At 72.2% G+C, this 26584-nt stretch carries 20 protein-coding genes; 10 read left to right on the top strand and 10 right to left on the bottom strand.

Translation table 11 applies throughout. From position 1 onward, the window contains the following. Nucleotides 1-68: 68 nt before the first annotated feature. From ABZX22_RS07105 to ABZX22_RS07075, 7 genes are all read left to right on the top strand, one after another. Nucleotides 69-971 carry an aldose epimerase family protein gene (locus ABZX22_RS07105; RefSeq protein WP_354906680.1) on the top strand — a complete coding sequence of 301 codons (903 nt, stop codon included), beginning with the start codon at nt 69-71 and terminating at the stop codon, nt 969-971. 347 nt (nt 972-1318) lie between these two features. After that, nucleotides 1319-3640, top strand: a complete 2322-nt coding sequence (locus tag ABZX22_RS07100; RefSeq protein WP_354906679.1) for a DNA translocase FtsK — start codon at nt 1319-1321, stop codon at nt 3638-3640. A gap of 91 nt (nt 3641-3731) precedes the next feature. After that, on the top strand, nt 3732-4481 hold the full coding sequence (locus tag ABZX22_RS07095; RefSeq protein ID WP_354906678.1) for a RodZ domain-containing protein: 750 nt from the start codon (nt 3732-3734) through the stop codon (nt 4479-4481). A 57-nt stretch (nt 4482-4538) separates the two neighbouring features. After that, complete coding sequence (gene rimO, locus ABZX22_RS07090) at nt 4539-5948, top strand: 30S ribosomal protein S12 methylthiotransferase RimO (RefSeq protein WP_354906677.1); 1410 nt, start codon at nt 4539-4541, stop codon at nt 5946-5948. Further along, nucleotides 5945-6517, top strand: a complete 573-nt coding sequence (gene pgsA, locus ABZX22_RS07085) for a CDP-diacylglycerol--glycerol-3-phosphate 3-phosphatidyltransferase (protein WP_354906676.1) — start codon at nt 5945-5947, stop codon at nt 6515-6517. Before rimO ends, pgsA begins: the two co-directional genes overlap by 4 nt. A 4-nt stretch (nt 6518-6521) precedes the next feature. Continuing rightward, nucleotides 6522-7025, top strand: a complete 504-nt coding sequence (locus ABZX22_RS07080; protein WP_354906675.1) for a nicotinamide-nucleotide amidohydrolase family protein — start codon at nt 6522-6524, stop codon at nt 7023-7025. Between the two features lie 256 nt (nt 7026-7281). Further along, the gene (locus ABZX22_RS07075) at nt 7282-7638 is read left to right on the top strand and encodes a helix-turn-helix transcriptional regulator (protein WP_354906842.1); all 357 of its coding nucleotides are present in this window, start codon (nt 7282-7284) and stop codon (nt 7636-7638) included. A gap of 9 nt (nt 7639-7647) precedes the next feature. Here the strand turns inward: ABZX22_RS07075 and ABZX22_RS07070 are convergent, their stop codons facing one another. Both ABZX22_RS07070 and ABZX22_RS07065 read right to left on the bottom strand, forming a co-directional pair. Beyond that, on the bottom strand, nt 7648-8427 hold the full coding sequence (locus tag ABZX22_RS07070) for a DNA-formamidopyrimidine glycosylase family protein (protein WP_354906674.1): 780 nt from the start codon (nt 8425-8427) through the stop codon (nt 7648-7650). A gap of 142 nt (nt 8428-8569) precedes the next feature. Then, a complete protein-coding gene (locus ABZX22_RS07065; RefSeq protein ID WP_354906673.1) occupies nt 8570-9019 on the bottom strand; it encodes an Rrf2 family transcriptional regulator in 450 nt (149 codons plus the stop codon). 203 nt (nt 9020-9222) lie between these two features. Here ABZX22_RS07065 and ABZX22_RS07060 point away from each other — a divergent pair, with 203 nt between their 5' ends. After that, nucleotides 9223-10383: an ROK family transcriptional regulator gene (locus ABZX22_RS07060; RefSeq protein WP_354906672.1), complete on the top strand. Its 1161-nt coding sequence runs from the start codon at nt 9223-9225 to the stop codon at nt 10381-10383. Here ABZX22_RS07060 and ABZX22_RS07055 read toward each other — a convergent pair whose 3' ends face one another. From ABZX22_RS07055 to ABZX22_RS07040, 4 genes are all read right to left on the bottom strand, one after another. After that, a complete protein-coding gene (locus ABZX22_RS07055; protein WP_354906671.1) occupies nt 10384-11817 on the bottom strand; it encodes a glycoside hydrolase family 3 protein in 1434 nt (477 codons plus the stop codon). Nucleotides 11818-12031: 214 nt separating this feature from the next. Then, on the bottom strand, nt 12032-12883 hold the full coding sequence (locus tag ABZX22_RS07050; protein ID WP_354906670.1) for a carbohydrate ABC transporter permease: 852 nt from the start codon (nt 12881-12883) through the stop codon (nt 12032-12034). After that, nucleotides 12880-13896, bottom strand: a complete 1017-nt coding sequence (locus ABZX22_RS07045; RefSeq protein WP_354906669.1) for a sugar ABC transporter permease — start codon at nt 13894-13896, stop codon at nt 12880-12882. The genes ABZX22_RS07050 and ABZX22_RS07045 overlap by 4 nt, the downstream gene beginning before the upstream one ends. A gap of 2 nt (nt 13897-13898) precedes the next feature. Continuing rightward, the gene (locus ABZX22_RS07040; RefSeq protein ID WP_354906668.1) at nt 13899-15239 is read right to left on the bottom strand and encodes an extracellular solute-binding protein; all 1341 of its coding nucleotides are present in this window, start codon (nt 15237-15239) and stop codon (nt 13899-13901) included. Between the two features lie 166 nt (nt 15240-15405). On the opposite strand from ABZX22_RS07040, the gene ABZX22_RS07035 reads away from it, so the two are divergent. Together ABZX22_RS07035 and ABZX22_RS07030 are read left to right on the top strand one after the other, a co-directional pair. After that, a complete protein-coding gene (locus ABZX22_RS07035) occupies nt 15406-16566 on the top strand; it encodes an ROK family transcriptional regulator (RefSeq protein ID WP_354906667.1) in 1161 nt (386 codons plus the stop codon). A 12-nt stretch (nt 16567-16578) separates the two neighbouring features. Further along, a complete protein-coding gene (locus tag ABZX22_RS07030; protein WP_354906666.1) occupies nt 16579-17220 on the top strand; it encodes a M15 family metallopeptidase in 642 nt (213 codons plus the stop codon). Nucleotides 17221-17280: 60 nt separating this feature from the next. Here the strand turns inward: ABZX22_RS07030 and ABZX22_RS07025 are convergent, their stop codons facing one another. The 4 genes from ABZX22_RS07025 to ABZX22_RS07010 are packed head-to-tail and all read right to left on the bottom strand — an operon-like array spanning nt 17281 to nt 26535. Continuing rightward, nucleotides 17281-19086 carry a N,N-dimethylformamidase beta subunit family domain-containing protein gene (locus ABZX22_RS07025; protein WP_354906665.1) on the bottom strand — a complete coding sequence of 602 codons (1806 nt, stop codon included), beginning with the start codon at nt 19084-19086 and terminating at the stop codon, nt 17281-17283. Further along, on the bottom strand, nt 19083-20327 hold the full coding sequence (locus tag ABZX22_RS07020) for a condensation domain-containing protein (protein ID WP_354906664.1): 1245 nt from the start codon (nt 20325-20327) through the stop codon (nt 19083-19085). Before ABZX22_RS07020 ends, ABZX22_RS07025 begins: the two co-directional genes overlap by 4 nt. Next, a complete protein-coding gene (locus tag ABZX22_RS07015) occupies nt 20324-20560 on the bottom strand; it encodes an acyl carrier protein (protein ID WP_354906663.1) in 237 nt (78 codons plus the stop codon). The genes ABZX22_RS07020 and ABZX22_RS07015 overlap by 4 nt, the downstream gene beginning before the upstream one ends. After that, nucleotides 20557-26535: an amino acid adenylation domain-containing protein gene (locus ABZX22_RS07010; RefSeq protein ID WP_354906662.1), complete on the bottom strand. Its 5979-nt coding sequence runs from the start codon at nt 26533-26535 to the stop codon at nt 20557-20559. Before ABZX22_RS07010 ends, ABZX22_RS07015 begins: the two co-directional genes overlap by 4 nt. Nucleotides 26536-26584: the final 49 nt, after the last annotated feature.

Genomic DNA, 26584 nt, shown 5'->3' with positions numbered 1-26584 from the left:
CAGGTGAGCGTCGGGTCGGGTTGGGGAGATGCCCGGGTGGGCGTCGGGTCGGCGGAGGAGGCACGCGGATGAGCATCGAGCGTCACGAACTGTCCTGCGAGGGGATGCGCGCGGCCGTCCTGACCTACGGCGCGGCCCTGCAGTCGCTGGAGGTGGACGGCGTGAACGTGGTCCTCGGCCTGGAGGACCCTGAGGAGTACCGCACCCGCAGCCGCTACTTCGGCGCCGTCGTCGGCCGGTACGGCAACCGCATCGCCCGTGGCCGCTTCACGCTCGACGGCACCACCTACCAGCTACCGGTCAACAACGGGCCCAACAGCCTGCACGGCGGCGTCGACGGGTTCGACAAGCGGATCTGGCGTGTGACCGCCGCCTCCACCTCGGCCGTCACCCTCGAACTGGTCAGCCCCGACGGCGACCAGGGCTACCCGGGGACGCTGACCGCCTCGATCACCTACACGCTGGACGGACGCGCCCTGCGGCTCGACTACCGGGCCCGCACCGACGCGCCCACCGTGGTCAACCTGACCAACCACAGCTACTTCAACCTCGCGGGCGGCGGCGACGTGCTGGGTCACGTGCTGCGGATGGCGGCCCTGCACTACCTCCCGGTGGACGAGCAGAAGATCCCCACGGGCGAGACGGCCCCCGTGAAGGGCACCGACTTCGACTTCACCGGGCCCCGGCGCATCGGCGGCTGGGAGGACCACTGCTTCGTCCTCGACGGCGGGATCAGGGTGGTCGAGCCGGTCAGCGGGCGGGTGATGGAGGTCTCCACCACCGAGCCGGGCGTGCAGTTCTACGCGGGCGGAATGCTCGACGGGGTGGCCACGCCGTACGGCAGGCACGCCGGGTTCTGCCTGGAGACGCAGCACTTCCCCGACTCGCCCAACCAGCCGCACTTCCCCTCGACGGTGCTGCGGCCTGGCGAGACCTACACCTCGACGACGATCTACCGCTTCCCTGCCTGACCGCGACGAGCCGCCTGACCGCGACGAGCCGCCTGACCGCGACGAGCCGCCTGAGGGGGCCGGCCCGCCGCCCACCGCGCACCAAACCCGAAAGAGCTCACAATCTTGACGTCGGGGATATCGGCGAGCCTCCACCGCATCGACACTGTCTCCGACGTACCTTTGGCATCATGGCCACCCGTACGCCGAAAGGCGCATCGAAGGGGCCGGCGAAGCGACCGACCTCGTCACGCTCGACTCCGGCCAAGCGGACGACATCCCCGTCAGCCACGCGCTCGAAGAAGACGTCGGCGCCCGCCCGCAGACCCCCCGCCACCCACCAGGACCCGATCAGCTGGGTCTTCACCATGATCGGCAAGTTGATCGTCGGCCTGTGGATGCTGGTGGCCAACGGCATCGGCAGCGCCGCCAGAGCCCTGGGCAACCAGGCGCGCGAGCTCGATCCCGCCCACCGGCGCGACGGGGTCGGCCTGGCGGTGCTGGCGGGCGCGATCGTGCTGGCCGCCATGACGTGGCGCCAGTCGCGCGGCACGGTCTCCGAGGTGGTCAGCGCCGTCATGCACGGCGTCTTCGGCTCGCTGGCGTGGGCGATCCCGCTGCTGCTCGGTCTGCTGGCCTGGCGCTTCCTGCGCCATCCCGACCAGAACGCCGACACCGGGCGCATGGTGATCGGCTGGAGCGCGCTGCTCACCGGCGTGCTCGGCGTCGTCCACGTGGTCAACGACGTGCCGTACCCGGCGGGCGACGCCACCGACGGCATGGACAAGATCTCGGCGGCCGGCGGCATGGTGGGGTTCATCGTCTCAGCGCCGCCGGCGAGCATCCTGCCCGCGTGGGTGACGATCCCGCTGCTGCTGCTCCTGTCGGGCTTCGGCGTGCTGGTGATCACCGCCACGCCGGTGCACCGGATCCCCGAACGGCTGGCCGAGCTGCGCCACATGCTCTTCGACAAGGGCGGCGCCGCGCCCAGGCCGAGCGAGCCGGTGAAGAAGCGGGTCAGGACCAAGAAGCCGGAGCCGCCCGACGGGGCCAAGCCGTACGACAGCCCGGTCCTGTCGGAGAAGGAGCGGCACTCTCCGGAGATCGTCCCCGGGCTGGTCGAGGACGAGCCGCAGGAGGCGCCCGAGCCGCCGCGGCCGGTCGCCGCGCCGCCCGAGCCGACCCCGGCGCCGCGCAAGGTGGAGCAGCTGGTGCTGTCGCCGCAGGCGGGCCCGTACGTGCTGCCCGACCTGCAGACGCTCAGCCCCGGCACCCTGCCCAAGCCGCAGACCAAGGCGAACACCACCGTCGTCAACGCGCTGACCAGCGTGCTGGAGCAGTTCGGCATCGACGCGCAGGTGATCGGCTTCACCCGCGGCCCGACGGTCACGCGCTACGAGATCGAGCTCGGCCCGGCCGTGAAGGTGGAGAAGGTCACCGCGCTCACCAAGAACATCGCCTACGCGGTGAAGTCGGCGGACGTGCGGATCCTGTCCCCGATCCCCGGCAAGTCGGCGATCGGCGTGGAGATCCCCAACGCCGACAAGGACCTGGTCGCGCTCGGCGACGTGCTGCGCTCGCAGGTCGCCCAGGCCGACCACCACCCGATGATCGTCGGCCTCGGCAAGGACGTCGAGGGCCGCACCATCGTGGCGAACCTGGCCAAGATGCCGCACCTGCTCATCGCGGGCGCCACCGGCGCGGGCAAGTCCGTCTGCGTCAACGGCCTCATCACCTCGATCCTCATGCGCGCCACCCCTGACGAGGTGCGCATGGTGCTCGTCGACCCCAAGCGCGTGGAGCTGTCGGTCTACGAGGGCATCCCCCACCTGATCACGCCGATCATCACCAACCCGAAGAAGGCCGCCGAGGCCCTCGAATGGGTGGTGGGCGAGATGGACCGCCGCTACGACGACCTGGCCGCCAGCGGCTTCCGGCACGTCGACGAGTTCAACAAGGCCGTCAAGGCGGGCAAGCTGGTGCCGCCGCCCGGCAGCGAGCGCGTCTACCAGCCCTACCCCTACCTGCTGGTGATCGTCGACGAGCTGGCCGACCTCATGATGGTCGCCCCGCGCGACGTCGAGGACTCCATCGTCCGCATCACGCAGCTGGCCCGCGCGGCGGGCATCCACCTGGTCATCGCCACCCAGCGGCCGAGCGTGGACGTCGTCACCGGCCTCATCAAGGCCAACGTGCCGTCCCGGCTGGCCTTCGCGGTCTCCTCGCTCACCGACTCCCGCGTCATCCTCGACCAGCCGGGCGCCGACAAGCTGGTCGGCCAGGGTGACGCGCTCTTCCTGCCGATGGGCGCGAGCAAGCCGATCCGCATCCAGAACGCGTTCGTCTCCGAGAAGGAGATCGCCGGGATCGTCTCCCACTGCAAGCAGCAGATGCAGGCCGAGTACCGCGACGACGTGGCCGCCGTGGCGGTCAAGAAGGAGATCGACGAGGACATCGGCGACGACCTCGACGTGCTGATCCAGGCCGCCGAGCTGATCGTCACCACCCAGTTCGGCTCGACATCGATGCTCCAGCGCAAGCTCAGGGTCGGGTTCGCGAAGGCGGGCCGCCTCATGGACCTGCTGGAGTCGCGCGGCGTCGTCGGCCCGAGCGAGGGTTCCAAGGCGCGCGAGGTGCTGCTGAAGCCCGACGATCTGCCCGGTCTGCTGGCCGACTTGCGGGGAGAGTGACCCCTGCGCACCGTTGCCGACGATAACTGATTGAATAGGAGTAACTACGCAACGTCGGGGGCGGGGAGGCGTCGTTGTGAACGATCAGAGCATGGGGGCTGTACTGGCCCAGGCGAGGCAGGCGGCGGGGCTGACGGTGGGCCAGCTGAGCGCGACCACCCGGATTCGCGAGGCGCTCCTGTACGCCATCGAGCGGGACGACTTCTCCATGTGCGGCGGCGACTTCTACGCCAGAGGCCACGTCAGGGCGATCGCCAAGGCGGTCGGCGTCGACCCCGAGGCGATGGTCCAGCGCTACGACGCCCAGCACGCCGGGGTGTCGCAGCCGCTGCGCGCCGCCGCCGTCTTCCAGAACTTCAAGGGGCTCAAGCTGCGCGAGCGCAGGGGCCCCAACTGGACGATGGCCCTCGGCATCGCGCTGACCATCGTCGTGATCTTCGGCGTCGTCAGGGCGATGGGCGGGTCGGGCGACGTGCCGACGGCCGACATCCAGCCGGTCTCCTCGCGGCCGAGCGTGCCGCCGAACGTGCCCAACGCGGGTCCGGCCCGCCGTGCGGCGGCGCTGTCCACCCAGAAGAAGTCCGACATGGTGACCGTCAAGGTGCGGGCCAAGCGGTCGTCGTACCTCAACGTGCGGGACGCTGACGGGCGCAAGCTCTTCGCGGGCACCTTGCCGGCGGGCAAGACGTCCACGTGGACGGCCAAGAAGACGGTGCGGATGACCATCCACGACGCGGGGGCGGTGTCGCTGCAGGTCAACGGCAAGGAGCTGGGGTCGCCGGGCGCGCGGGGCGAGCTGGTCAGGCGCACCTACAGCGTCTCGGCGCCGCGTCCGCGCTGACGAGTGCGGGGGAGGTGCGACAGGTAGTGGCCAAGTGCCGATACCGTAGTGTCCACCATGTCATCCCGCCGAACCGTATCGCTGATCACTCTGGGCTGCGCGCGCAACGAGGTCGACTCCGAGGAGCTCGCCGCGCGACTTGATGCTGCCGGCTGGCAGCTGGGCGACGACGACGATGCCGACGTCGTCGTCGTCAACACCTGCGGCTTCATCGACTCGGCGAAGAAAGACTCCATCGACACGCTGCTGGCCGCCGCGGACTCCGGGGCCAAGGTCGTGGCCGCGGGCTGCATGGCCGAGCGCTACGGCAACGAGCTGGCCGAGGCGCTGCCCGAGGCCAGCGCGGTGATCTCCTTCGACGACTACGCCGAGATCGGCGCCCGCCTCGACGACGTGCTGGAGGGCAGGCCGCTCAAGCCGCACACGCCGCGCGACCGCCGCACGCTGCTGCCGATCTCGCCGGTGGAGCGCTCGGCCGCCAAGGCGAGCATCCCCGGGCACGGCGACCTGCCGGCGGGCCTGGCGCCCGCCAGCGGGCCCCGCGTGCTGCGCAAGCGTCTGGACGAGAGTCCCGTCGCCTCGCTGAAGCTCGCCTCGGGCTGCGACCGCCGCTGCTCCTTCTGCGCCATCCCCGCCTTCCGCGGCGCCTATGTCTCGCGCGCGCCCGAGGAACTGCTGGCCGAGGCCGACTGGCTGGCCCACCGCGGGGTCCGCGAGCTGGTCCTGGTGAGCGAGAACTCCACCTCCTACGGCAAGGACCTGGGCGACCTGCGCGCGCTGGAGAAGCTGCTGCCGCAGCTGGCCGCGGTCGAGGGCGTCGAGCGGGTGCGGGTCAGCTACCTGCAGCCGGCCGAGCTGCGCCCCGGGCTGCTCGACGTGATCGCGGCGACCGAGGGCATCGCCCCCTACTTCGACCTGTCCTTCCAGCACGCCAGCGGCACCGTCCTGCGCAGGATGCGCCGTTTCGGTGACCCTGAGCGCTTCCTGGGCCTGCTGGAGCAGATCAGGGCCAAGGCGCCCGAGGCGGGCGTCCGCTCCAACTTCATCGTGGGCTTCCCCGGCGAGACCGAGGAGGAGTTCGGCGAGCTGGTCGGCTTCCTCGAGGAGGCCAGGCTCGACGTCATCGGCGTGTTCGGCTACTCCGACGAGGACGGCACCGAGGCGGCGACCTTCGACTCGAAGGTCGAGCAGGAGATCGTCGACGAGCGCGTGCGGATCCTCACCGAGCTGGCCGAGGAGCTGACCTCGCAGCGGGCCGAGGAGCGCATCGGCACCGAGGTCGACGTGCTCATCGAGGAGGACCTGGGCGACGGCGGCTACGAAGGCAGGGCGGCACACCAGGGCCCGGAGGTCGACGGTTCCGTCACGGTACAAGGCATCGGCCTGGTCCCAGGGCAGATCGTCAGGGCGGTCGTGGTCGATGCCGAGGGGGTCGATCTGATCGCGCGAATCAAGGCCGGTCCATGACCCGAGACGAGCGCCGGGTGGTGAGCCCGTGGAACATCGCCAACGTCCTCACGGTGCTCAGGTTGGCGCTCGTCCCCTTGTTCGTCGTCTTCCTCTTCGTGCCGGGCACCGGCTGGAGATACGCGGCCCTGGGGGTGTTCGGGCTGGCCTCGATCACCGACCACCTCGACGGGGAGCTGGCCAGGCGCTACCACCTGGTCACCGACTTCGGGAAGATCGCCGACCCGATCGCCGACAAGGCGCTCACCGGGGCGGCCCTGGTGAGCCTGTCAATACTCGACGAGCTGCCCTGGTGGGTCACGATCGCGATCCTCGGCCGCGAGTTCGGCATCACGATCCTGCGGTTCGTCGTGATCAGGCACGGTGTCATCCCGGCCAGCTACGGCGGCAAGGTCAAGACCGTGCTGCAGATCACGGCGATCGTGCTCTACCTGCTGCCCAACGTGCCCGACGTGATCCGCTGGGTGGCCATGGGCGCCGCGCTGGTGGTGACTCTCGTCACGGGCGCCGACTACGTGATCCGCGCCATCAGGCTGAGACAGGTGGCCAAGCGGGCCAGAGCGGAGTGAGCTGATGCGGACGGACGTGCCGGGCGCCGCGGGCGTGATCGAGCTGCTGATCCGGCAGGGGGCGACGCTGGCCGTGGCCGAGTCGCTCACCGGGGGGCTGCTGGGGGCGACCTTCACCGCGACCGGCGGCGCCTCCGCGGCCTTCAGGGGCGGCGTCATCTCCTACGCCACCGATCTGAAGCGGGAGCTGCTGGCCGTCCCGGGGGAGCTGCTCGCGCGGGAGGGCGCGGTCCATCCGGAGGTCGCCGCGGCCATGGCCCGCGGGGTGGCCCGGCTCTGTGGCGCCACGTACGGCCTGGCGGTCACCGGGGTGGCGGGCCCCGACCCGCAGGACGGCAAGGCCGTCGGCACTGTTCACGTGGCGCTGAGCGGCCCTGAGGGCAGGATCTGGCATCGCGATCTCATGGGCGGGCACTCTCGCGACCGGATCAGGGCCCGGACAGTCGACGAGGCCGTTGATCTCCTCGCAGGTGTGCTGAAGGCCAACGTGGGGGAACATTCCGGGTGATTACCGTGTTACGTCCCCAGCGAACATGCGAACCACGGTCTGACGCGGTGTCGGTGGATACGGGTACGGTGGAGCTGTGAGTGAGGTCCGTGAGCCATCTGCAAGCCCCGCGAGCCAGGCTGGCGGGCCCAACGATCCGCGCAGGCGTCCGATGATGACGGCGAGGAGTATGTACGAAGCGAAGCGAAAGAACGGGCGGCACGATCCGATCGCGCATGGCACGGTGAAGACCACCGCGCCGGGGAGGGAGCGACAGATGATTCTGCTGCGTCAGCTACTTGGAGATGTTCTGAGGCGGCTGAGGGTGCGGCAGGGACGCACCCTGCGTGAGGTGTCGACGCTGGCGCGCGTGTCTCTGGGCTACCTGTCCGAGGTCGAGCGTGGTCAGAAAGAGGCATCCTCCGAGCTGTTGGCCTCGATCTGCGGTGCCCTCGGCGTGCCGCTCTCGCAGGTGTTGCGTGAGGTTTCCGACCAGTTCGCGCTGGCGGAGCTCCAGGCTGCCCCTGTGCTCGCCGATGTGCCGGAGCGAGAGCGTCTGCCGCTGTCCGAGACCGTGCCCGGGTCGATCGGCGACTCGGTGTTCCCCGAAGTCAAGGACATGGTGGCCGCCTGACAGCAGGGCTCAGCCCGGTTGGCAGCGGTCGCACCACAGGATCAGGCGTTCCTGTGGCTGTGCCCCCATCTCCCCGCGCCTGATGCGAGATCCGCATCGGCGGCAGGGTCTTCCTGCCCTGCCATAGACCCACGTCTCGAAGCCGCGACGGCGATCACCTGTGGTGACGGTGGCCGCGTGATCCTTGTTCGCCGCCAGCAACCGCTGGGCGAGCGAGACCAGGCCGTCGAGATCGGCGATGGCGCCGACGGGACGCCAGGGTGACACGCCCTTGAGAAACAGTGTCTCGGCGCGGTAGATCGTGCCAATTCCCGCGAGATTGCGCTGGTCGAGCAGCGCCTCCCCGATCGTCGTGTCCGGGTTCCCGCGCAGCCTGGCGACCGCTTCCCGTTGATCCCAGTCCGGGCCGAGCAGGTCGGGGCCGAGGTGGCCGATCACGGTGTGCTCGTGCTCGGTCCTGAGCAGGTCCACCGTCCCCAGTCTGAGGCCGACCGCCTGCCATGTGGCGTTGGCCAGGACGAGCCGTACCGTGTCGCCGCGCGGCAGCCCGCGTCCCGCCGGCATGACGACCCAGCTGCCCTCCATGCGCAGGTGCGTGTGCACGGTCAGGCCGCCCTCGACCCTGGTGAGCAGGTGCTTGCCGTACGACACGGTCCCGGTGACGGCGCGCCCGGTCAGGTCGGCGGTGGCGTGGCGCGGCACCCTGAAGTCCGACCTGGTCAGCACGCGGCCGTCGAGCGCCTGGCGCAGGCGCGCGGCGGTCCGGTAGACGGCGTCACCCTCGGGCACGGGCGCCCACCCACTCGTCCGGCATGGCGGTCAGGCTGCCCGCGCTGGTCCTGACCACGTTCACCTTCGCCACCGGCGACCTCCTCATGACGGTCCACGGCCTGGCGCGCGCCGCGCTCGCCCTGTTGTGGTGGGCGGGAGGTCAGTCCCAGGCGGCGGGGTCGGCGGCGAGCGACCGGACGCTCTCCGGCAACGCGCCGGTGGCGACGTGATCGAGCGTGACCTCCTCGAGGATGGCCCGTTCGGTGGCGCGCAGGGCGATCCACACCTGCTGCAGCGACTCGGCGGGGCCGCGGTATCCGACGTGCTCGGGGCGCTCGCCCCGCACGTTGGCCAGCGGGCCGTCGACCGCGCGGATCACGTCGGCCAGGGAGATCTCCGCCGCGGGCCTGGCCAGCACGTAGCCGCCCTCGGGGCCTCGCTGGCCGCGGACGAGCCCCGCGCGGCGCATCTGGAGCAGGATGTTCTCCAGGTACTTGGGTGGCATGTCCTGCTCTTTGGCGAGTTCGCCCACGGTGGTCGGACCCGCTCCAGCTGCGGCGAGTTCGGCGGCGGCACGAAGGGCGTAGTCGACACGAGCGGAAAGGCGCATGTTGTCGATTATCCCTCCTGGTCAACACTGGTTAGACGCGCGGGGACCCGCATGGGCCGATGATCCGCGTACGGCAGGCGCGGTACCTCGGCGGATGCGCCCGACCAGCCCCGGCAGGCGCGCGCCGTACGCGGCCCTGCGGGAGAGCGTGAGCCTTCCTCACGTCATGCGCGCCACTGGGCAACGGGGCTAAGCTTTGGGGCGTGGAGCGACGTCCTGGTGTGCCCAGGTTGCTGAGGGAGATCAACGACCGGGCCGCATTGGAGTTGCTGCTCGCCACCGGGCCCATGACCCGCGGCCAGATCGGCGACCACACCGGCCTGTCGAAGGTGACCGCCTCCCAGACGCTCGCGCGCCTGGAGGAGCGCGGCCTGGTCGAGGTGGTCGGCGAGCAGGCGGGCGGGCGCGGCCCCAACGCCGCCCTCTACTCCGTCGTCTCCTCCAGCGCCTACGTCGCCGGGCTCGACGTCGGTCCCGAGTTCGTCTCCACCGCGATCGCCGACATCCACGGGCGCACGATCGCCGAGGTCACCGTCGCCCCCAACGGCCACGACGACCCGGTCTCCGTCGTCCACAGCGCGGTCGTCAAGGCCTGCCGCAGCGCCAAGGTCGGCCTGGCCAAGCTGCGCGGCGTGGTGATCGGCACGCCGGGCGTGGTCGATCCGCGCAGCGGCGACGTGCGCTTCTCCTTCGACCTGCCGGGCTGGCACGAGGGCATCCACGAGGCGCTGGCGGGCGACCTCAAGCGCGAGGTCACGATCGAGAACGACGTCAACCTCGCCGCCCTGGCCGAGCGCGCGGCCGGAGCGGCCAAGGGGGTCGACGACTTCGTGCTGCTGTGGGCGGGGCGCGGCCTCGGCCTCGCGGTGATGCTCGGCGGCAGGCTCCACCGGGGGCGCTCGGGCAGCGCGGGCGAGATCGGCTACCTGCCGGTGCCCGGCGTGCCGCTCGCCGAGGACATCAGGGCGGAGCCCGGGCGGCTGCCGTCCTTGGCCGGCGGCCTGCAGTCGCTGGTCAGCGCGGTCGCGGTGCAGGAGCTGGCGCAGAGTTACGGCTTCGACGGCATCGCCGAGGCGGTCGCGGCGGGAGAGCGCGGCGAGTCGCTGCTCGACGAGATCGCCCACCGGATCGCGCTCGGCGTCGCGTCGGTGTGCGTGGTGCTCGACCCCGGGCTGGTCGTGCTCGGCGGCGAGGTCGGCAAGGCGGGCGGCTCGGCGCTCACCGCGCGGGTGGAGGAGGCCGTGGCCAGGATCTGCCCGATCAGGCCGGAGGTCGTCACCACCGCGGTGGCCGACAACCCCGTCCTGCGCGGCGCGGTCCTCGCTGCCCTCGACCAGGCCCGCGAAGAGCTCTTCGCGTCCTGATCAGGCGGTCAGCAGCTCGACGGCCGCCTGCGCGTTCGCCCGCGCCGCGCCGTACGTCGCGATGTAGGCGGCGCTGTCGGGGCGCCAGATCGGCAGTCCCATCTCGATCACGGTGGCGTCGGGACGGGCGCTCACCAGGGCGGTGACCAGGTCCCTGCTGTCGGTGTAGCGGTGCGCGTCCTTGACCACCACGACGAGCGAGCGGCCGGCGGCCCTGCGCAGCAGCGTGTCGAGGTCGGCGTCGGCGGGCTTGACCCTGACGGTCTCCGCGGTGGGCAGCTTCAGGCCCCACGGGACGTCGCCGACCGCGATGGTGGGCGGGGTGTCGATCTCGATCACCAGCGGGTCGCGCAGCGGGTTGGTGGCGCCGGTGACGGTGACCGCCCGTCGCGCCGCGTCCAGGCCGATGCCGCCCTCCTCGACGGCGGCGCCGGTGGCGGAGCCGAACCAGGCCCGCAGCTCGGCCACGCGCCCGGCCGCCTCCTCCAGGCGCGACAGCGGCAGCCGTCCTTCGTCCACCGCGTCGACGATCGCGGCGATGACCTGCCGGACGTCGTCGTAGGTCGGCACGGGGCCGAGGCACAGCAGGTCGGAGCCGGCGGCCAGCGTGCGCAACGCGCCTCCGGCCAGGCCCACGGTGTCGGTGATCGCGTGCATGTCCAGGGCGTCGGTGATCACGACGCCCTCGTAGCCGAGCTCGCCCCTGAGCAGCTCGGTCAGCGCGGCGGCTGACAGCGTCGCGGGCTCGTCGCCGGTGATCACCGGTACGGCGACGTGCGCGGTCATGACCGACCTGGCGCCCGCCTTGATCGCGGCCTGGAACGGCACGAGCTCCCGCTCGCGCAGCACGTCCAGCGAGACGTCGACCACGGGGACGGCCAGGTGGGAGTCGACGCGGGTGGCGCCGTGGCCGGGGAAGTGCTTGACGCAGGCGGCCACGTTCACCGACTGCAGGCCCTGGACGGCGGCGACGGTGTGCCTGGCGACCAGCGCGGTGTCGTTGCCGAACGAGCGGGTGCCGATCACCGGGTTGTCGTCGGCGGTGTTGACGTCGGCGTCCGGCGCCATGTCGAGGTTCACGCCGCAGGCGGCCAGCTCCGCGCCGATCGCCCGGTAGACGCGGTGGGTCAGCTCGACGTCGTCCACGGCGCCGAGGGCGGCGTTGCCCGGGTAGGGGCTGCCGACGTGGTAGGCCAGGCGGGTGACGTCGCCGCCCTCCTCGTCCAGCGAGATGACCGGCTCGCCGGCGGCCTTCAGCGTCGCGGTGAGCTCGCTCAGCTGCGCGGGGTCGGCGACGTTGAAACCGAAGAGCGTGACGCCGCCGAGGCCGTCCTCGAGCTCGCGCAGGATCCAGTCCGGGGCGGTGGTGCCCTGGAAGGCGACGAGCAGCGTGCCGGCCGCAAGGCGGCGCAGCCCCCGATCTCTCCGGCTCATCTGACAAACTCCCCTTTTTCGGCGGTCGAGCCCTCCGCGCCCGTGCGGTGGCCGGGCGGTGCGGGGGCGTGGGTGTGGTGGTTCTGACGGGCAGGGAGCCGGTACGGCCCGCACGTCCGCTGTCGGGGGCGCGAGCCGTACCCCCTGCCGGTGGGCAGGGTGAGGTACGGCGGCCGCGTGGGTGTGCGGCGCCGTACGAGCACCTGGGTTTCGGTCAGCCCTTCACGGCGCCGGCCACCAGGCCGGAGACCATGCGGCGCTGCACCAGAAGGAAGAAGATGACGACAGGGATCGTCATCAGCGTCGAACCGGCCATGATCGCGCCCCAGTCGACGCCCTTCTGCCCGAAGAAGAACTGGAGGGCGACGGGCATGGTGTAGCCCTCCGAGCCGGACATCAGGTAGAGCGCGAAGACCAGGTCGTTCCACGCGGTGATGAACGAGAAGATGCTCGTCGCCACCAGGCCGGGCGCCACCAGCGGGAACAGGACCTTCCAGAAGGTCGTGAACCGGCTGGCGCCGTCGATCCAGGCCGCCTCCTCGAGGGTCTTGGGCACGGCGGCGACGAAGGTCCGCAGCATCCAGATGCCGAAGGGCAGGGTGAGCGCCACCTGCGTGACGATCAGGCCGAGCAGCTGGTCGCCCAGGCCGACGCGCTTGACCATCATGTACAGCGGGATCAGCAGGCCCTCGGAGGGCAGCATCTGCACGATCAGCAGCACGATGAGGAAGGGCGCGCGCCCCTTGAACCTGAACCTGGCGATGGCCGTGGCCGACAGCAGCGCGAACGTCGAGCCGATCAGCACGGTGCCGAGCGCGACGATCGCGCTGTTGCGCATGTAGAGCCAGATCGAGTTGTTCGCCACGCCCTCGGTGAGCACCCGCGCGAAGTGGTCGAAGGTGAAGTGCGTGGGGAAGAGGATGAAGTCGGTGGTGAAGATCTGGTCGTTGGCCTTGAAGCCGGTGGAGACCATCCAGTACACGGGGAAGGTCGCGTAGAGGAAGACCAGGACCCCTGCTCCGTTGAGGAGGATCTTGCCGAGCCTCTTGCGGGCCAGCGGAGTCATGACATCTCCTCCTGCTTCACGATCTGACGGACGTACACCACCGTGATGATCAGCAGGATGATCGTCAGGATCACGGAGATGGCCGCGCCGCTGCCGAGCTTCTGCGGCGGCTTGAACGCCTCGGCCACGGCGTACATCGACAGGTTGAACGCCTCACGGTTGGTCGGGCCGTTCATCAGCACGTAGAGCTGGCTGAAGACCTTGAAGTCCCAGATGATCGACAGGATCGTCAGGACGGCGAAGACCGGCCTGAGGAGCGGCAGGGTGATCTTCCCGAAGGTCCGCCACGCGCCCGAGCCGTCCACCTTGGCCGCCTCGTAGAGCTCGGCGGGGATGCCCTTGAGGCCGGCGAGCACCGAGACCGCGATGAACGGGAAACCCGCCCACACCAGACAGAAGATCAGGACCACGTAGAGGGTGAACGCGTCGTTCAGCCAGGGCTCGCCGGTCCAGTCGGCCCTGCCGAACAGCAGGGAGGACAGCCCGTCGGGCAGCAGGTTGAGCACCCAGTTGATGGCGCCCGCGTCTGCGTCGAACAGCCAGCGCCAGATGACGCCCTGCGCGACGGGCGGCACGGCCCACGCGAACATGCAGCCGATGACGACGAACAGCGACATCTTCTTGCTGAGCTTGTGCAGGAGCACCCCGACCGCGGTGCCCACGACGAGGGTGAGGGTCACCGTCACGGCCGCGAAGATGATGGTGTTGCGCAGCGCGGACCAGAAGATCTCGTTGTCCAGGACTCTCTGGAAGTTGTCCCAGCCGACCCATTCGGCCGGCCTGGTACCCCTGACCTGGGCCAGGCCCACCTTCTGGAAGGCCATGACGGTCAGCTGGACCATGGGGTAGAGCAGGAGTCCAGCGATCACCAGCAGGCCGGGCACGAGCAGGACGTACGGGACCGCCCAGGTGGGGAGCCCGCCGGCCCGGTTGGGGCGGTCGGGGCTCTTGCGGCGCCGACCCGGGGCGGGGGACTGGCCCCCGTCCCGGGCGATCGTAGACGTGTTCGCCATTACTACTGGTTCAGGATCTCTTCGAGTTCCTTGTTGGCGTCGGCCAGGGCCGCCGCCGCGTCCTTCTTGCCCTCGATGACCGACCTGGCCGCGTTCTGGAGCACGGCCTTGGTCTCGTTGGCCTCGGTCCAGTTGGGGTCGGCGGGGAAGGCCTTGGCCTTGGCGAAGGCGCGGGCGAACGGGCCCTGGGCCGGGTCCTCGTTCAGCTTGGCCAGCGAGTCGGGGTAGATCGGCAGCAGGCCCTGCTCCATGGCGTACCGGTCGGCCCAGGTCTTGCTGGTGGCCAGCTTGATGTACTCCTTGCCCAGGTCGGCCTGCTGGGTGCTGCCCCACAGCGCGATGTCGTTGCCGCCGAAGAAGGAGGGGGCCTCACCGCCGGACTTGGCGGGCAGCGGGAAGAAGGCGAGCTTGTCGCCCTTCAGCTTGCCCTTGCTGTCCTCCTGGATGCCGGGCAGGTCCCAACCGGCGGTCAGGTACATGCCGACCTTGTCGTTGGCGAAGCGCTTGCGGATGTCCACCGTGTTCTGGGTGAGGCGGGACTTGCCGGACAGGCCGTCCTGCACCAGGCCCGTGTAGGTCGCGAAGCCCTTGGCGAAGGCCGGGTCGGTCAGCTTGCCGACCCACTTGTCGCCCTCCTTGACCGCGTACTCGGCGCCCTCGGACCAGGCCAGCGCGCCCAGCAGGTGGTTGGCGTCGGAGCCGCCGTTGAAGGCGAAGCCGTCGATGTCCGCGCCCTTCTCCTTCTGGATCTTCTTGGCCGCGGCGACGAGCTCGTCCCAGCTCTTGGGGACCTCGATCTTGAGCTCCTTGAACCAGTCGGCGCGGTAGAGGACGGCGCGGGCGCCGGCACCCCACGGCACGCCGTAGATCTCGTTGTCGATGGTCTCCAGGCCGAACAGGTTCTTCGGGATGGCCGCCTGGTCGCCGACCTGCGCGACGTCGGTGACCGGGGTCAGCGCGTCCTGGCTCTGCCACAGCGGGACCTGGTCGTTGCCGATCTCGGTGACGTCGGGGCCGCCCGAGCCGGTGGCGGCGGCGGCGAACTTGTCGTTCACCTGCGGCCACGGGATCCACTCGAGCTTCACGTCGGCGCCGGTCTGCTTCTTGAACTCGGCGTTCAGCTCTTCCATGTACTTGGCGGCGGCGGGGTTGCTGTCGCCCAGGCGCCAGACGCTGAGCGTCTTGCCCGCGTACTTGGGCCCGGCCTCGGAGGCGGCGGCGGAGGCGGAGCCGGAGGCGGCGGGCGCGGCGGACTGGGTGGGCTGGCCGGAGCCACAGGCTGCCAGGCCCAGCGCAAGCGCGGCGGTGGTCGCCGTGGCGGCCGTGATCTTCGCGATCTTCACTAGGGTTCTCCCTTCCCGGCTAACGCGTCGGGGGTTGCGCTCATGTCATGCCGTAGAGATCACCGAAGCCTTGATCGCCGGCCTCGGTTGACTGCTGCTAAACTAACAAGAAACTTTCTTAAAAAAAACGGGCGTTAGCGGATCGTGACGAGAGGAGGGGCCGTCCATGGCACGGAACCCGGGAACCCCGCAGTTGTTGCGCAGGTTGAACGACCGCACGGCGCTGGAACTCCTTCTGTCGGAAGGCCCGCTCACCCGGGCTGAGCTGGGAGAACGCACGGGGCTTTCCAAGGTAACCGCGGGTCAGCTGTTGTCCCGCCTCGAGGAGAGAGGCCTGGTCGAGGTCGCGGGCCAGCGCGCCGGCGGCAGGGGGCCGCACGCCGCCCTCTATGCCGTGGTTCCCTCCAGCGCGTACGTCGCGGGGCTCGAAGTGCTGCCCGACAGCATCGCGGTGGGTGTGGCCGACATCACAGGTAAAGTCGTGGTCGAGGTCACCGTCGACCCGTGCGACGGCCGCGACCCGGTCAGGGCCGTCCACGGCGCCGTCCAGCGGGCCTGCGACTCCGCGCTGATCAGCCTGTCCCAGCTGCGCTCCTTCGTCATCGGCACCAGAGGTGTCGTCGACCCGCGCACCGGCGACGTGCGATTCTCCTACGACCTGCCGTCCTGGCACGTCGGCGTGCTGGCCAGCCTGCGCGAACGGCTCGGCGCCTCCGTCACCATCGAGAACGACGTCAACCTGGTCGCCCTCGCCGAGCACCGCCACGGCGCCGCGGCCGGGCACGACGACTTCGCCGTGATCTGGGCGGGCGTCGGGCAGGGGCTCGGCGTCATGCTCGGCGGGCGGCTGCACCGGGGCATCACCGGGGGCGCGGGCGAGATCGGCTGGCTGCCCGTGCCGGGCGAGCCGCTGCCGGTCGACGTCTCCCACCCGCAGTCCGGCTCCTTCCAGCGCCTGGTCGGCAAGGAGGCGCTGGAGGGCCTCGCCCAGACGTACGGCATCGCGGGCGCCGGCGTCGCCGACCAGGTCCGCGCGGCGACCGCGCAGGGCCACGACGCCTACCTGCAGGAGGTCGCGGGACGGCTGGCGGTCGGCGTCGCCGCCGTCGCCGTCGTCCTCGACCCGGGTCTCATCGTGCTGAGCGGCGATCTCGGCAGGGCGGGCGGACCGGCGCTGGCCGAGCGGGTGGAGCAGGCCGTGGCCAAGGTCTGCCCGAGCCAGCCGCGCGTCGCCGCGACCGCGGTGGCCGGCAACCCGGTGCTGCGCGGCGCGCTGGTCGCCGCCCTTGAGCAGGCCCGCGAGCAGGTCTTCTCCGACACTGTGTGAGAATTCTCGACTATGCGCGACATCGTGTTGATCTCCGATCCCCGGGTGGCTGCCATTCCCGTGCAGGAGTGCGGCGAGCCGCTCGAGGACGTGCGGGGGAGGTTGCGGGTCGACTCACGCCTGGCGGACGCGGAGGGCGCCTACGCGCACCTGCGCGCGGGTCTGCTGGCCAGGCTGGAGAAGGCGCCGCTGCCTTCGGGGTACGAGTTGCTGGTCGTCGAGGGATACCGGCCGATCGAGACACAGCGGAGGTACTTCGAGGAGTACCGGGACCAGCTGCTCACCGACTTCCCTGACATGTCGCCCGACGAGGCGCATGTGGCGGCGAGCCGGTACGTCTCGCCGGTGTCCGTCGCCCCCCACACGGCCGGGGCGGCGGTGGACCTGACGTTGTGCTCACCCGACGGGGAGGAGTACGACATGGGCACGGCCGTCAACGACAACCCCGAGCAGAGCGACGGGGCGTGCTACACGGGGGCGCCGAACATCTCCGCCGAGGCGCGCGGGAACAGGGAGATCCTGGTGGCGGCGCTGGAGGAGATCGGCCTGGTGAACTATCCGACCGAGTGGTGGCACTGGTCGTACGGGGACCGGTACTGGGCGATGGCGACGGGCGCCCCGCACGCGCTGTACGGGCCGACGAACCTGTCCTGAGCCCCGGGCTCCCCGGCGGGAGCCCGGACGGACGCGGGGCGGGTCAGCGGGTCAGCGGGGTCAGCGGACGGGACGCCAGCGCAACGGGTCACCGGGCCCCGCGGTGACCAGCAGCCCCGCGTGCGCGGTCAGCACCCGTCCGGGGACGGCCACGGCGTGCTCCGCCCACGCCGCCCCGGGAATCCGCGTCCGCAGCACCCCCGAGGCGTCCAGGGCGAACAGCCTGCCGTTCATCCCGGCCAGCGACACCGCCCCCGCCGACGACCCGTCGTCCTCCCAGATGGCCGAGCCGAACGGCAGCCGCCACAGCGCCCCCGAGCCGGTCGCCACGTAGAAGGCGCAGTCGGCGATCGCCAGCCCCACCGCGCCGGGCGGTGCCGGGCAGACCTCGCGCCAGGCCGCCCCCTCCCGGTACAGCAGCGCGCCCGACGCGGTCACGCCGTACAGGCCGACCCCGACACCGCCGGCCGCCTCCCGGGGGACGGCCAGCCCGCACACCTGCGACGGTCCCGTCAGCGGCCGCCACGGCAGGTTCTGCCCGCACAGCTCGCGCGACAGCAGCACCCCCTCCCCGTCCACGGCGTGCAGCTCGCGCCCGGACACCGCGAGCGCCCGCACGTCGGCGGCCGGCCCGATCACGTCCCAGGACGGCACGGCGGGCCGCGACAGGCGGTCGAGCACGTTGCGGGTCACCCGCGCCACCACGGGGTCGTGCAGCGTGCCGCCCCAGTTCACGGTGCCCGCGGTGAAGACGGTGCCGAGGCCGCTGGTGAACACGCCCATCGTGGCGGCGCCGCCCTGGCCGTAGGCGCTCCAGTGCCGCAGGTCCGCGGTGGCCAGCACGACGAAGGAGGACGGCGTGCCGTCGCGGCAGGTCACCCTCGGCACGCCGGCGACCTCCTCGAACTCGGCGGCGTCGGTCTCGTAGCCGAGGCATCCCTGGCCGAACTTGTCGCCGTCGGTCAGCCCCGTGCCCTCGAAGACCCAGTGCTCCGCGAACCGCGCGGTGTAGGACTCCTCGAGCATGCGCGGCATGTGCTCGCCCCACGCGCCGGCGCCCGCGCGGAAGCTGACGCCGGTCAGCGTGTTCTCGGGGCGCCGGGCGGCCGACCACTCGACCGTGGTGAGCAGCGGGTCGCCGGTCGGGTCGGAGACGGGGTCGCGGTGGCAGACCATCGTGCGGCCCCCGTCCTCCAGGCGCATCTGCCACCAGGCGGTGTTGCCGGACAGGAAGGCGACGTTGCCGCCGCGCCTGACGAACTCCTCGACGGCGTCGCGCATCCCGGCCGACCAGTACTCGTCGTGGCCGTTGACCACCAGCAGGCGGTGCCTGGACAGCAGGTCGAGCCCGTCGTGCAGGTCGAGGTTGGAGCAGTAGCCCACCTCGTAGCCCGCCGGCCGCAGCCAGCGCATCAGGCCCTCCTCCCACCGCTCGGGGGGCGGGCCGCCGCCGGGCCGGTCGAAGCTGACCTTGGCCGCGCGGGTGGGCGACTCGGTCCAGTACACGCTCTGGTCGGGCTCGCCCGCCCTGTTGTAGGCCTGCCAGGTGGTGAACGGCACGCTGACCAGGATCGCGGCGCTCGGCTCCGCCTGCCGTACGACGAAGTGGACCTCGTTGTCGGGGCAGGGGGCGGCGCCCGGCAGCGTGCGCGGCCACGGCTGGGCGGGGCCGAAGCGGGCCACGTAGAGGGAGCTCGGCCACCCGGGCGGGATCTCCAGCGACCAGTCGGTGCCGGCGTGCCCGGTGTGGACGACGCGGTCGTCGGTGGCGTCCATCACGACGACGGGCGAGGGGCGGTCGAGCACGAAACGGAGGCTCTGGCCCTGGGCGACGGAGGTCGCGCGGGCGTAGGCGCGCACGGTCATGCCGTGGCCGTCCCGACGAGCAGGTCCTCCAGGTCGAGCAGGAAGCCCTCCATGACGCGCCGGGGCAGGTAGCGGGTGTCGGCGGTCAGCGAGAGACCCTCGGCGGTGACGTGCACGCAGAATCGGCAGTCGAGCTCGTCCTGGCTCAGCGGCCAGGTGAGCGTGGTCTCCGCGCGCGCCTTGCCGATCTCGTCGGGCGCGCTCGCGGCGGGCCCGGGATCGGCGAAGCGCATGTCGTTGAAGCAGCAGTGCGGGTGCACGGGCAGCCCGCGCCTGGCGCTCTCGGCCGCGACGATCCTTTCCCTGTCGGCGGGATCGTGGTAGGCGCTGCGGTAGGCCCGCAGCGCGGCGGGCCTCGCGGCGCGCAACGCGTCCGCGAAGGGACGGCCCGTCTCCAGGGTGAACAGGCCCTCCATCGACAGCGTGCTGACGATGTTCGTCGTGTCGCGCCGGAACCTGTTGCTCACGATCGTGAGCACCGAGCTGATCTCCTGCCCGGCCAGGCGGCCCGCCAACTCGGCCACCGCGGCCAGCAGCACGGTGGAGGTGGAGGCGCCGTGCGCGGCGGCGACGGACCGCACGGCCAGGTCCAGGGCGGGCGAGCGCATGAGGGCGCGCCAGATCGGCGGACGGTCGGCGGCCTCGGGAGCGGCGGGCGTGGGGAACATGGAGGCGGCGATCCGCCGGTGCTCCCGCTCCCAGTGCGCGGCCGCCGCCTGCGCGGCGCGCCTGCCGTCCGGACCCCGCTGCCAGGCGGCCAGGTCGAGCGGGCGCGGGGCGGGCGTGGCGGGCGGGCGGCCGAGCAGCAGCATCCGCAGGTCGCGCACCGCCACCTCGGCGCCCTCCCCGTCGGCGGCCAGGTGGCAGAAGACCAGCTTGACGTGGGTGACCCGGTCGCCGTCGGTGACCAGCCCGACCCGCAGCGGCCATTCGCGCTCGTAGTCGAACCTGCCGGCGGGCGGGTCGCCGAACGTCACCGCCAGCCGCCCCTCCCGCTCCAGCCTCTGGTACGGCTCCCGCCGCTCGCCCAGCCTGGTGCGGAACGCCCCGTGCCGCTCGACCAGCGCCTTCACCGCGGCCAGGACCTCGGGCACGCTCCTGGAGCCGGGGACCTTCACCACCCTGTCGAAGTTGAAGTAGTGGTCGTCCGGCTCGGTCTCGCGGATCGCGTCCCAGATGGCCCGCTGGCCCCAGGTCAGCGGGGCGACGCCCTCGTCAGGCCCCTGGAAGTCGACGTTCATCGGGCCGAGAGGTGACTGGCCAGCCTGTCCAGGTCGTCGAGGAGCTCCAGGCCCTGCTCGGTCAGGTCCACCTCGACCCCGAACTCCGTCTCGATCGCGTCGATGAGCCGCATCTGGCCCACCGACGTCAGGCCGAGCGCCGACAGCGGCACGGCCGCCGACAGCACCTCGGGCGCGGTGAGCGCGCCGTCGGAGGCCTCCTCGACCAGCGCGGCGAGTCTTTCCTTGATCATGTCAGCTCCCTGGCGAGGCGTTCGGCCTCCTCGTCGGACATCTGGTCGAGCTCGGCCACCAGCAGGTCCTCGACCGCCCGGGCCAGCGCCCCCACGGTCGGCCGCGCGAAGAGCGTGCGGATCGGGACGTCGAGGTCGATCGCGGCGCGGATCCTGGCGACCACGCGGACGGCCAGCAGGCTGTGGCCGCCCAGCGCGAAGAAGTCGTCGTGCACGCCCGCCTTGTCCACGTCGAGCACCTTGGCGAAGACGCCGGCGACCAGGTGCTCGGCGTCGGTGGACGGCGGCCGGTAGTCGGCGTGGACGGCCTCGGGCTCGGGCAGGGCGGCCCTGTCGACCTTGCCGTTGGGGGTGAGCGGCAGCCGGTCCAGGCGGACCCAGCGGGTCGGGACCAGGTACGGCGGCAGCGTGGCGGCCAGGTGGTCGTGCAGTTCCCGCGGGTCGGCCTCGCCGGTGACGTATCCGGTGAGCGTGTCGCCGGAGGCCGCGACGGCGGCCGCCCCGACGCCGGGGTGCGTCATGATGCGGGCCTCCACCTCGCCCGGCTCGATCCGGTACCCCCTGACCTTCACCTGGTCGTCGAGGCGGCCGAGGAACTCCAGCCGGCCGTCGCCGCGCCACCGCGCCCGGTCACCGGTGCGGTAGACGCGCTCGCCGCCCCGGCCGTGCTGATCCCGTTGGTGCCGCTGGCCGTAGGCGTCCTGCTCGACGGGCGCGGCCAGCCGGTCGCCGGTGAAGGAGACGAAACGCGCGGCGGTCAGCTCCGGCAGGCCGAGATAGCCGGCCGCGACCCCCGCGCCGCCGACGCACAGCTCGCCAGGGGCTCCCGGCGGCGCCAGGCGGCCCTCGGCGTCGACGACGTAGGCGGTGGTGCCGGCGATCGGGCGGCCGATCGGCGGCAGGCCCGGTGAGCCGTCGAGGTCGGTCGCGGTGGCGATGATCGTCGCCTCGGTGGGCCCGTAGGTGTTGACCAGCCGCACCCGGTCGCCGAAGCGGGCCCGCCAGCGGGCGACGGCCGCGGCGTGCGCCTGCTCCCCGCCGAGGATGACCAGCCGCAGCGTCGGCGGCCAGGACACCGCGTCCAGCTGGTCGACGAGGTGGTGCCAGTACGCCGTGGGCAGGTCGAGGACGGTCACGCCGTCCAGGTGGCCGGGCAGGGTGACGGCCCCGTCGGGCAGCACGGTGACGTGGGCGCCCGAGACGAGCGCGGGATAGATCTCCTCGGCGTGCGTGTCGAAGCCGAGCGAGGCGAACTGGACGATCCGGTCGCCGGGACCCAGGCCGTACTCCTGGGCCATCCACGCGACGCGGGCGGCCAGGTTGCGGTGGGTGACGACGACGCCCTTGGGGGTGCCGGTGGAGCCGGAGGTGTACAGAACGTAGGCCGTCTCGCCCGGCGCCACGGGGGTCGGCGGCGCGGCGGGCTCGCAGGTGCAGGCGAGCGGCGTCCCCTCGGGCAGCCGGTCGGCCAGGTCGATCGAGGTGAGCACGAGGACGGCACCGCTGTCGGCCAGCAGGTGGCCGAGGCGCGCGGGCGGGTGGCCGGGGTCGAGCGGCAGGTAGGCGGCGCCCGCCCGCCACACCGCCGCCAGCGCGGCGACGGCGTCGCTCGACCGGCCGAGGCAGACGCCCACGAGGTCGCCGCGCCGTACCCCCTTGGCCTGCAGCAGACCCGCCAGCTCGGTGACCCGCCGGTCGAAGGCGGCATAGGTCAGCTCGCCCACCGCGGGCAGGCCGGCGTGCTCCCGTACGGCCCGCGCCAGCCGCTCCGGCGTGGACGGCACCTCGGCCAGGGCGGGACCCTTCCCCCACGACCGCAGGAGCGCGAGGTCGCCTCCGGTGAGGAGCTGGGGCGGCAGGGCGGGATCCTGGAGCAGGACGCGTTCGAGCCGGGCCGCCATCGCCTCGATGGTGGCGGCCTCGAAGAGCGCGGCGTCGTAGGACAGCACCACCGTCAGCTCGTCGGGGTCCTGCCAGGCCTCCAGCATGAGGTCGAACTTGACCTGCGCGAAGCCGTGGGGGAACGGCTCGGCCGCCAGAGCGGCGAAGGCGCCCGGGACCCGTCCCGCGTCCTGGGTGTGCAGGATCGCCATGGTCTCGAACGAGGGCGCCCGCTCCAGCGGCGCGCCCTGGTGCGCGAAGGCGTCCATGACCGTGTCGCGGACGCGCTCGACGATCTCGCCGAAGGTGGAGGCGCCGGTCAGGTCACCGCGGATCACGACAGTGTCGGCGAAGTAGCCGACGACACCGTCGAGTCCGGCACGGTCGCGGCCGGAGGTGACGGTGGCCACGCAGATGTCCCGCTGTCCGCTGTGCGCGGCGAGCACGGCCTGGTAGGCGGCCATGAGCGTCATGAACATCGTCGCGCCGCGCACCCTGGCGACGGCGGCGACGGGCAGCCTCAGCGTGTGGAAGGCCGCCCTGCGCGGGCCTTCGCCGGGCGGCCGGTCGGCCGGCAGGGTGAGCGGCCGCCTCCCGGCGAGCCGGTCCGCCCAGTAGCCGGCCATGGAGTCCTGCGTGAGCTGCCAGCGCGCCACGTCGCCGAACCGCAGCGGCAGCTCGGGCAGCGGCCGGCCGGAGTAGAGCGCGGCCAGGTCGTCGAGCAGGACGTTGAGCGACCAGCCGTCGCCGATCATGTGGTGCAGGACGACGCACAGCACGTGGTCCCCGGCGCCGAGCCCGACCAGCGTCACCCGGAACGGCGGCGCGGCGGCCAGGTCGAAGGGGGCGTTGACCCGCTCGGCGACCAGCTTCTCGGCGTCCTGCCCGGTCTGCGCCCCGACCACCTCGACGGGAACCCGGCCCGGCGGCTCGACCACCGCGTACGGCACGCCGTCCGCCTCGGGGAAGCGGGTCCGCAGGCTCTCGTGCCTGGCGGCCAGCGCGTCGAGCGCCCGGCCCAGCGCCGCGACGTCGAGCGGGCCGCGCAGGCGCCGCACGATCCACATGTTGTAGGCGGCGTCGCCGGGATCCAGCCGGTGCAGGAACCACAGCCGCTCCTGGTTGCGGGTGAGCGGCACGGGTGTCCCTGCGGGCCGCGGTCGCGGTCCCTCCTCGCCGGCGGGCGCGTCGAGCAGCGCGGCGAGCGCGGCCACGGTCGGGCGCAGGAACAGCTCACGCACCGGGACCTCGACCGGCAGCCTGGAGGTGACCACGGTCGCCAGCAGCGAGTGCCCGCCGAGGGCGAAGAAGTCGTCGTCGGCGCCGACCTCCGGCACCCCCAGCACGTCGGCGAAGACGCCCGCGACCAGCCGCTCGTGCGGCGTGCGCGGCGGGACGACGGCGCGCGGCGCGACGACCCCGGCCGCCGGCAGCGCCGCGCGGTCCACCTTGCCGTTGGGGGTGAGGGGCAGGGCCTCGAGCGCGACGATCGACGCGGGCACCATGGTGCCGGGCAGCCGCGCGGCGGCATGCTCCTTCACGCCGGCCGGGTCGCCGACGACGAAGGCCACGAGCCGGTCGTCCTGCACCGCGGCCACGGCCTGGGCGACGCCGGGGTGCGTCTCCAGCACGGTCTCGATCTCGCCCAGCTCGATCCGGTGGCCGCGCAGCTTGACCTGGTGGTCGGTCCTGCCGAGGAACTCCAGCGTGCCGTCGGGCAGCAGGCGGACCAGGTCGCCGGTGCGGTAGACGCGCTCGCCGCCGTACCGGACGAACCGCTCGGCGGTCAGGTCGGGGCGGCCCAGGTAGCCGGCGGCCAGGCCCGCGCCGCCGATCAGCAGCTCGCCGGGAACCCCGATCGGGGCGTCCACGTGCACGGTGGTGTTGGCGATGGGCCGGCCGATCGTCACGCGATCGGGATCGCGCGGCACCTCCCACGCGGTGGACCAGATCGTCGTCTCGGTCGGGCCGTACATGTTGAGCAGCCGGTCCACCCGGGCGCGCAGCTCCGCCGCCAGCCTGGCAGGCAGGGGCTCCCCGCCGGCCAGGGCGGTCAGCGGCGGCAGGTCCCCGGTGAGCAGCACCCGCCAGCCCGAGGGCGTGGCCTGGACGTGGGTGACGCCGTGGTCGGCGATCAGCCTGGACAGGGCGGCGCCGTCGCGGGCGGTCTCGGCGTCGGCGACGGCCACCGTGCCGCCGGTGATCAGCGGCAGGTAGAGCTCCAGCGCGGAGATGTCGAAGGACAGCGAGGTGAGCGCGAGCCAGACGTCCGTGGGGCGGGAGCCGACCAGCGACCCCATGGCGAGCAGGAAGTTCGTCAGCGCGCGGTGGGGGATGACCACGCCCTTGGGGTGTCCGGTGGAGCCGGAGGTGTAGAGGACGTAGGCGGTGTCGTCGGGGCGCGGGGGCGTCAGCACGGGCGCGGGCTCGCCGGGCTCTCCGGGGGCGGCGGACGGCAGCTCGCCGTCGGTCAGCACGAGGGCCGCGCCGGAGTCCTCCAGCACGTAGGAGACCCGCGCGGGCGGGTAGTCCGGGTCGACGGGCAGGTAGGCGGCGCCCGACATGGCCACGCCCAGCAGCGCGACCAGCATGTCGGCGCCGCGCGAGAGCCGTACGGCGACCAGCGACCCGCGGCCGATGTCGCGCTCGCGCAGCGCGCCCGCCAGGCGGCCCGCCCGCCCGACCAGCTCGCCGTAGGTCAGCGAGGTGTCGCCGCAGACCACGGCGACCGCGCCGGGCGTGCGCTCGGCCTGCGCCGTCACCAGGTCCACCAGCGTGACGGCGGGCAGGTCGGCGGCCGTGTCGTTCCACGCGGCGAGCAGGTCGCGCTCGGCCTGCGGCAGCAGGTCCAGCTCGGCGATCGGCAGGCCGGGATCGGCGACGACGGAGGAGACGAGCACGGTGAAGCGCGCCATGAGGCGCTCGACGGTGGCCCGGTCGAACAGGTCCTCGCTGTAGATGGCCACGCCGAGCATCCGGCCGTCCGGCAGGTCGTACAGGTCGAGCGACAGGTCGCAGCGGGCTGGCGACCAGCCCATGGGGAACGGCTCGGCGGCCACCCCCGGCACGGGCTCGTCGATCTCGCCCTGCGTGTGCAGCGCGAACATGGTCTGGAACAGCGGTGTCCTGCTCAGGTCACGGTCGAGCCCGAGTGCGCCGACCAGCCGCCCGAACGGCACCTCCTGGCGTGCCAGGCCCTGCAGGACCGCCCTCCTGGTACGGCGCAGCACCTCGGAGAAGGTCGGCTCGCCGGACAGGTCGCACCTGAGCACCATCGTCGTGGACAGGTAGCCGATGACCCGCTCCAGCTCGGTGCTGGTCCGCCCGGCCGAGGGGGCGCCGACGCAGAAGTCCCGCTGCCCGCTGTGCCGCGCGAGCAGCACCTGGTAGGCGGCCAGCAGCACCATGTACGGCGTGCACCGCGCCGCCCTGGCCAGCTCGGCGACCCTGGCCACCAGCTCGGGCGGCAGGTGGAAGAGGACCTCCCCGCCCGCCGTGCCGCGCTGCGGCGGGCGGGGCCGGTCGGCGGGCAGCTCCAGTACCGGCGTCCCGGCCAGGCGCTCGGCCCACCAGTCGAGGTCGTCGCCGGCGGCGGGGTCGCGTAGGCGGGGGTCGAACTGCGGCGGGTCGTCGGGCAGCGGCCTGCCCGCATAGCAGGCGGCGACCTCCTCGCGCAGCACGTTGAACGACCAGCCGTCGCCGTTGATGTGGTGCAGCACCACGCACAGCACGTGGTCGCGGGGGCCGATCCTGACCACGGTCACCGTGAAGGGCGGGCGCGCGGCCAGGTCGAAGGGGGCGTTGGTGCGCTCGGCCACCAGCTTCTCCGGATCGCCCTTCTCCGGATCGACCTCGACGATCTCGAAGGCGATGCGGCCCGGCGGCTCGACGACCGCCACGGGGCGGCCGTCCACTTCGGGGAAGCGGGTGCGCAGCGCCTCGTGCCTGGCGGCGACGGCGGTGAAGGCCGCTTCGAGCCTGGCCAGGTCGAGGTCGCCGCGCAGCCGGTAGGCGTACGCGGTGTTGTACGAGGGATCGCCCGGGTCGAGCCGGTGGAGGAACCAGAGTCGTTCCTGGGCGTACGAAAGCGTCACGTATCCCTTCCCCCGAATCTGGAAAGGTTCTTAACTGTTTGGCAGTCAA

Source organism: Nonomuraea sp. NPDC003804, from assembly GCF_040610675.1.
GTDB lineage: Bacteria > Actinomycetota > Actinomycetes > Streptosporangiales > Streptosporangiaceae > Nonomuraea.
The sequence above is the reverse complement of the archived record's forward strand: the minus strand, read 5'-3'. Positions and strand labels throughout refer to the sequence as shown.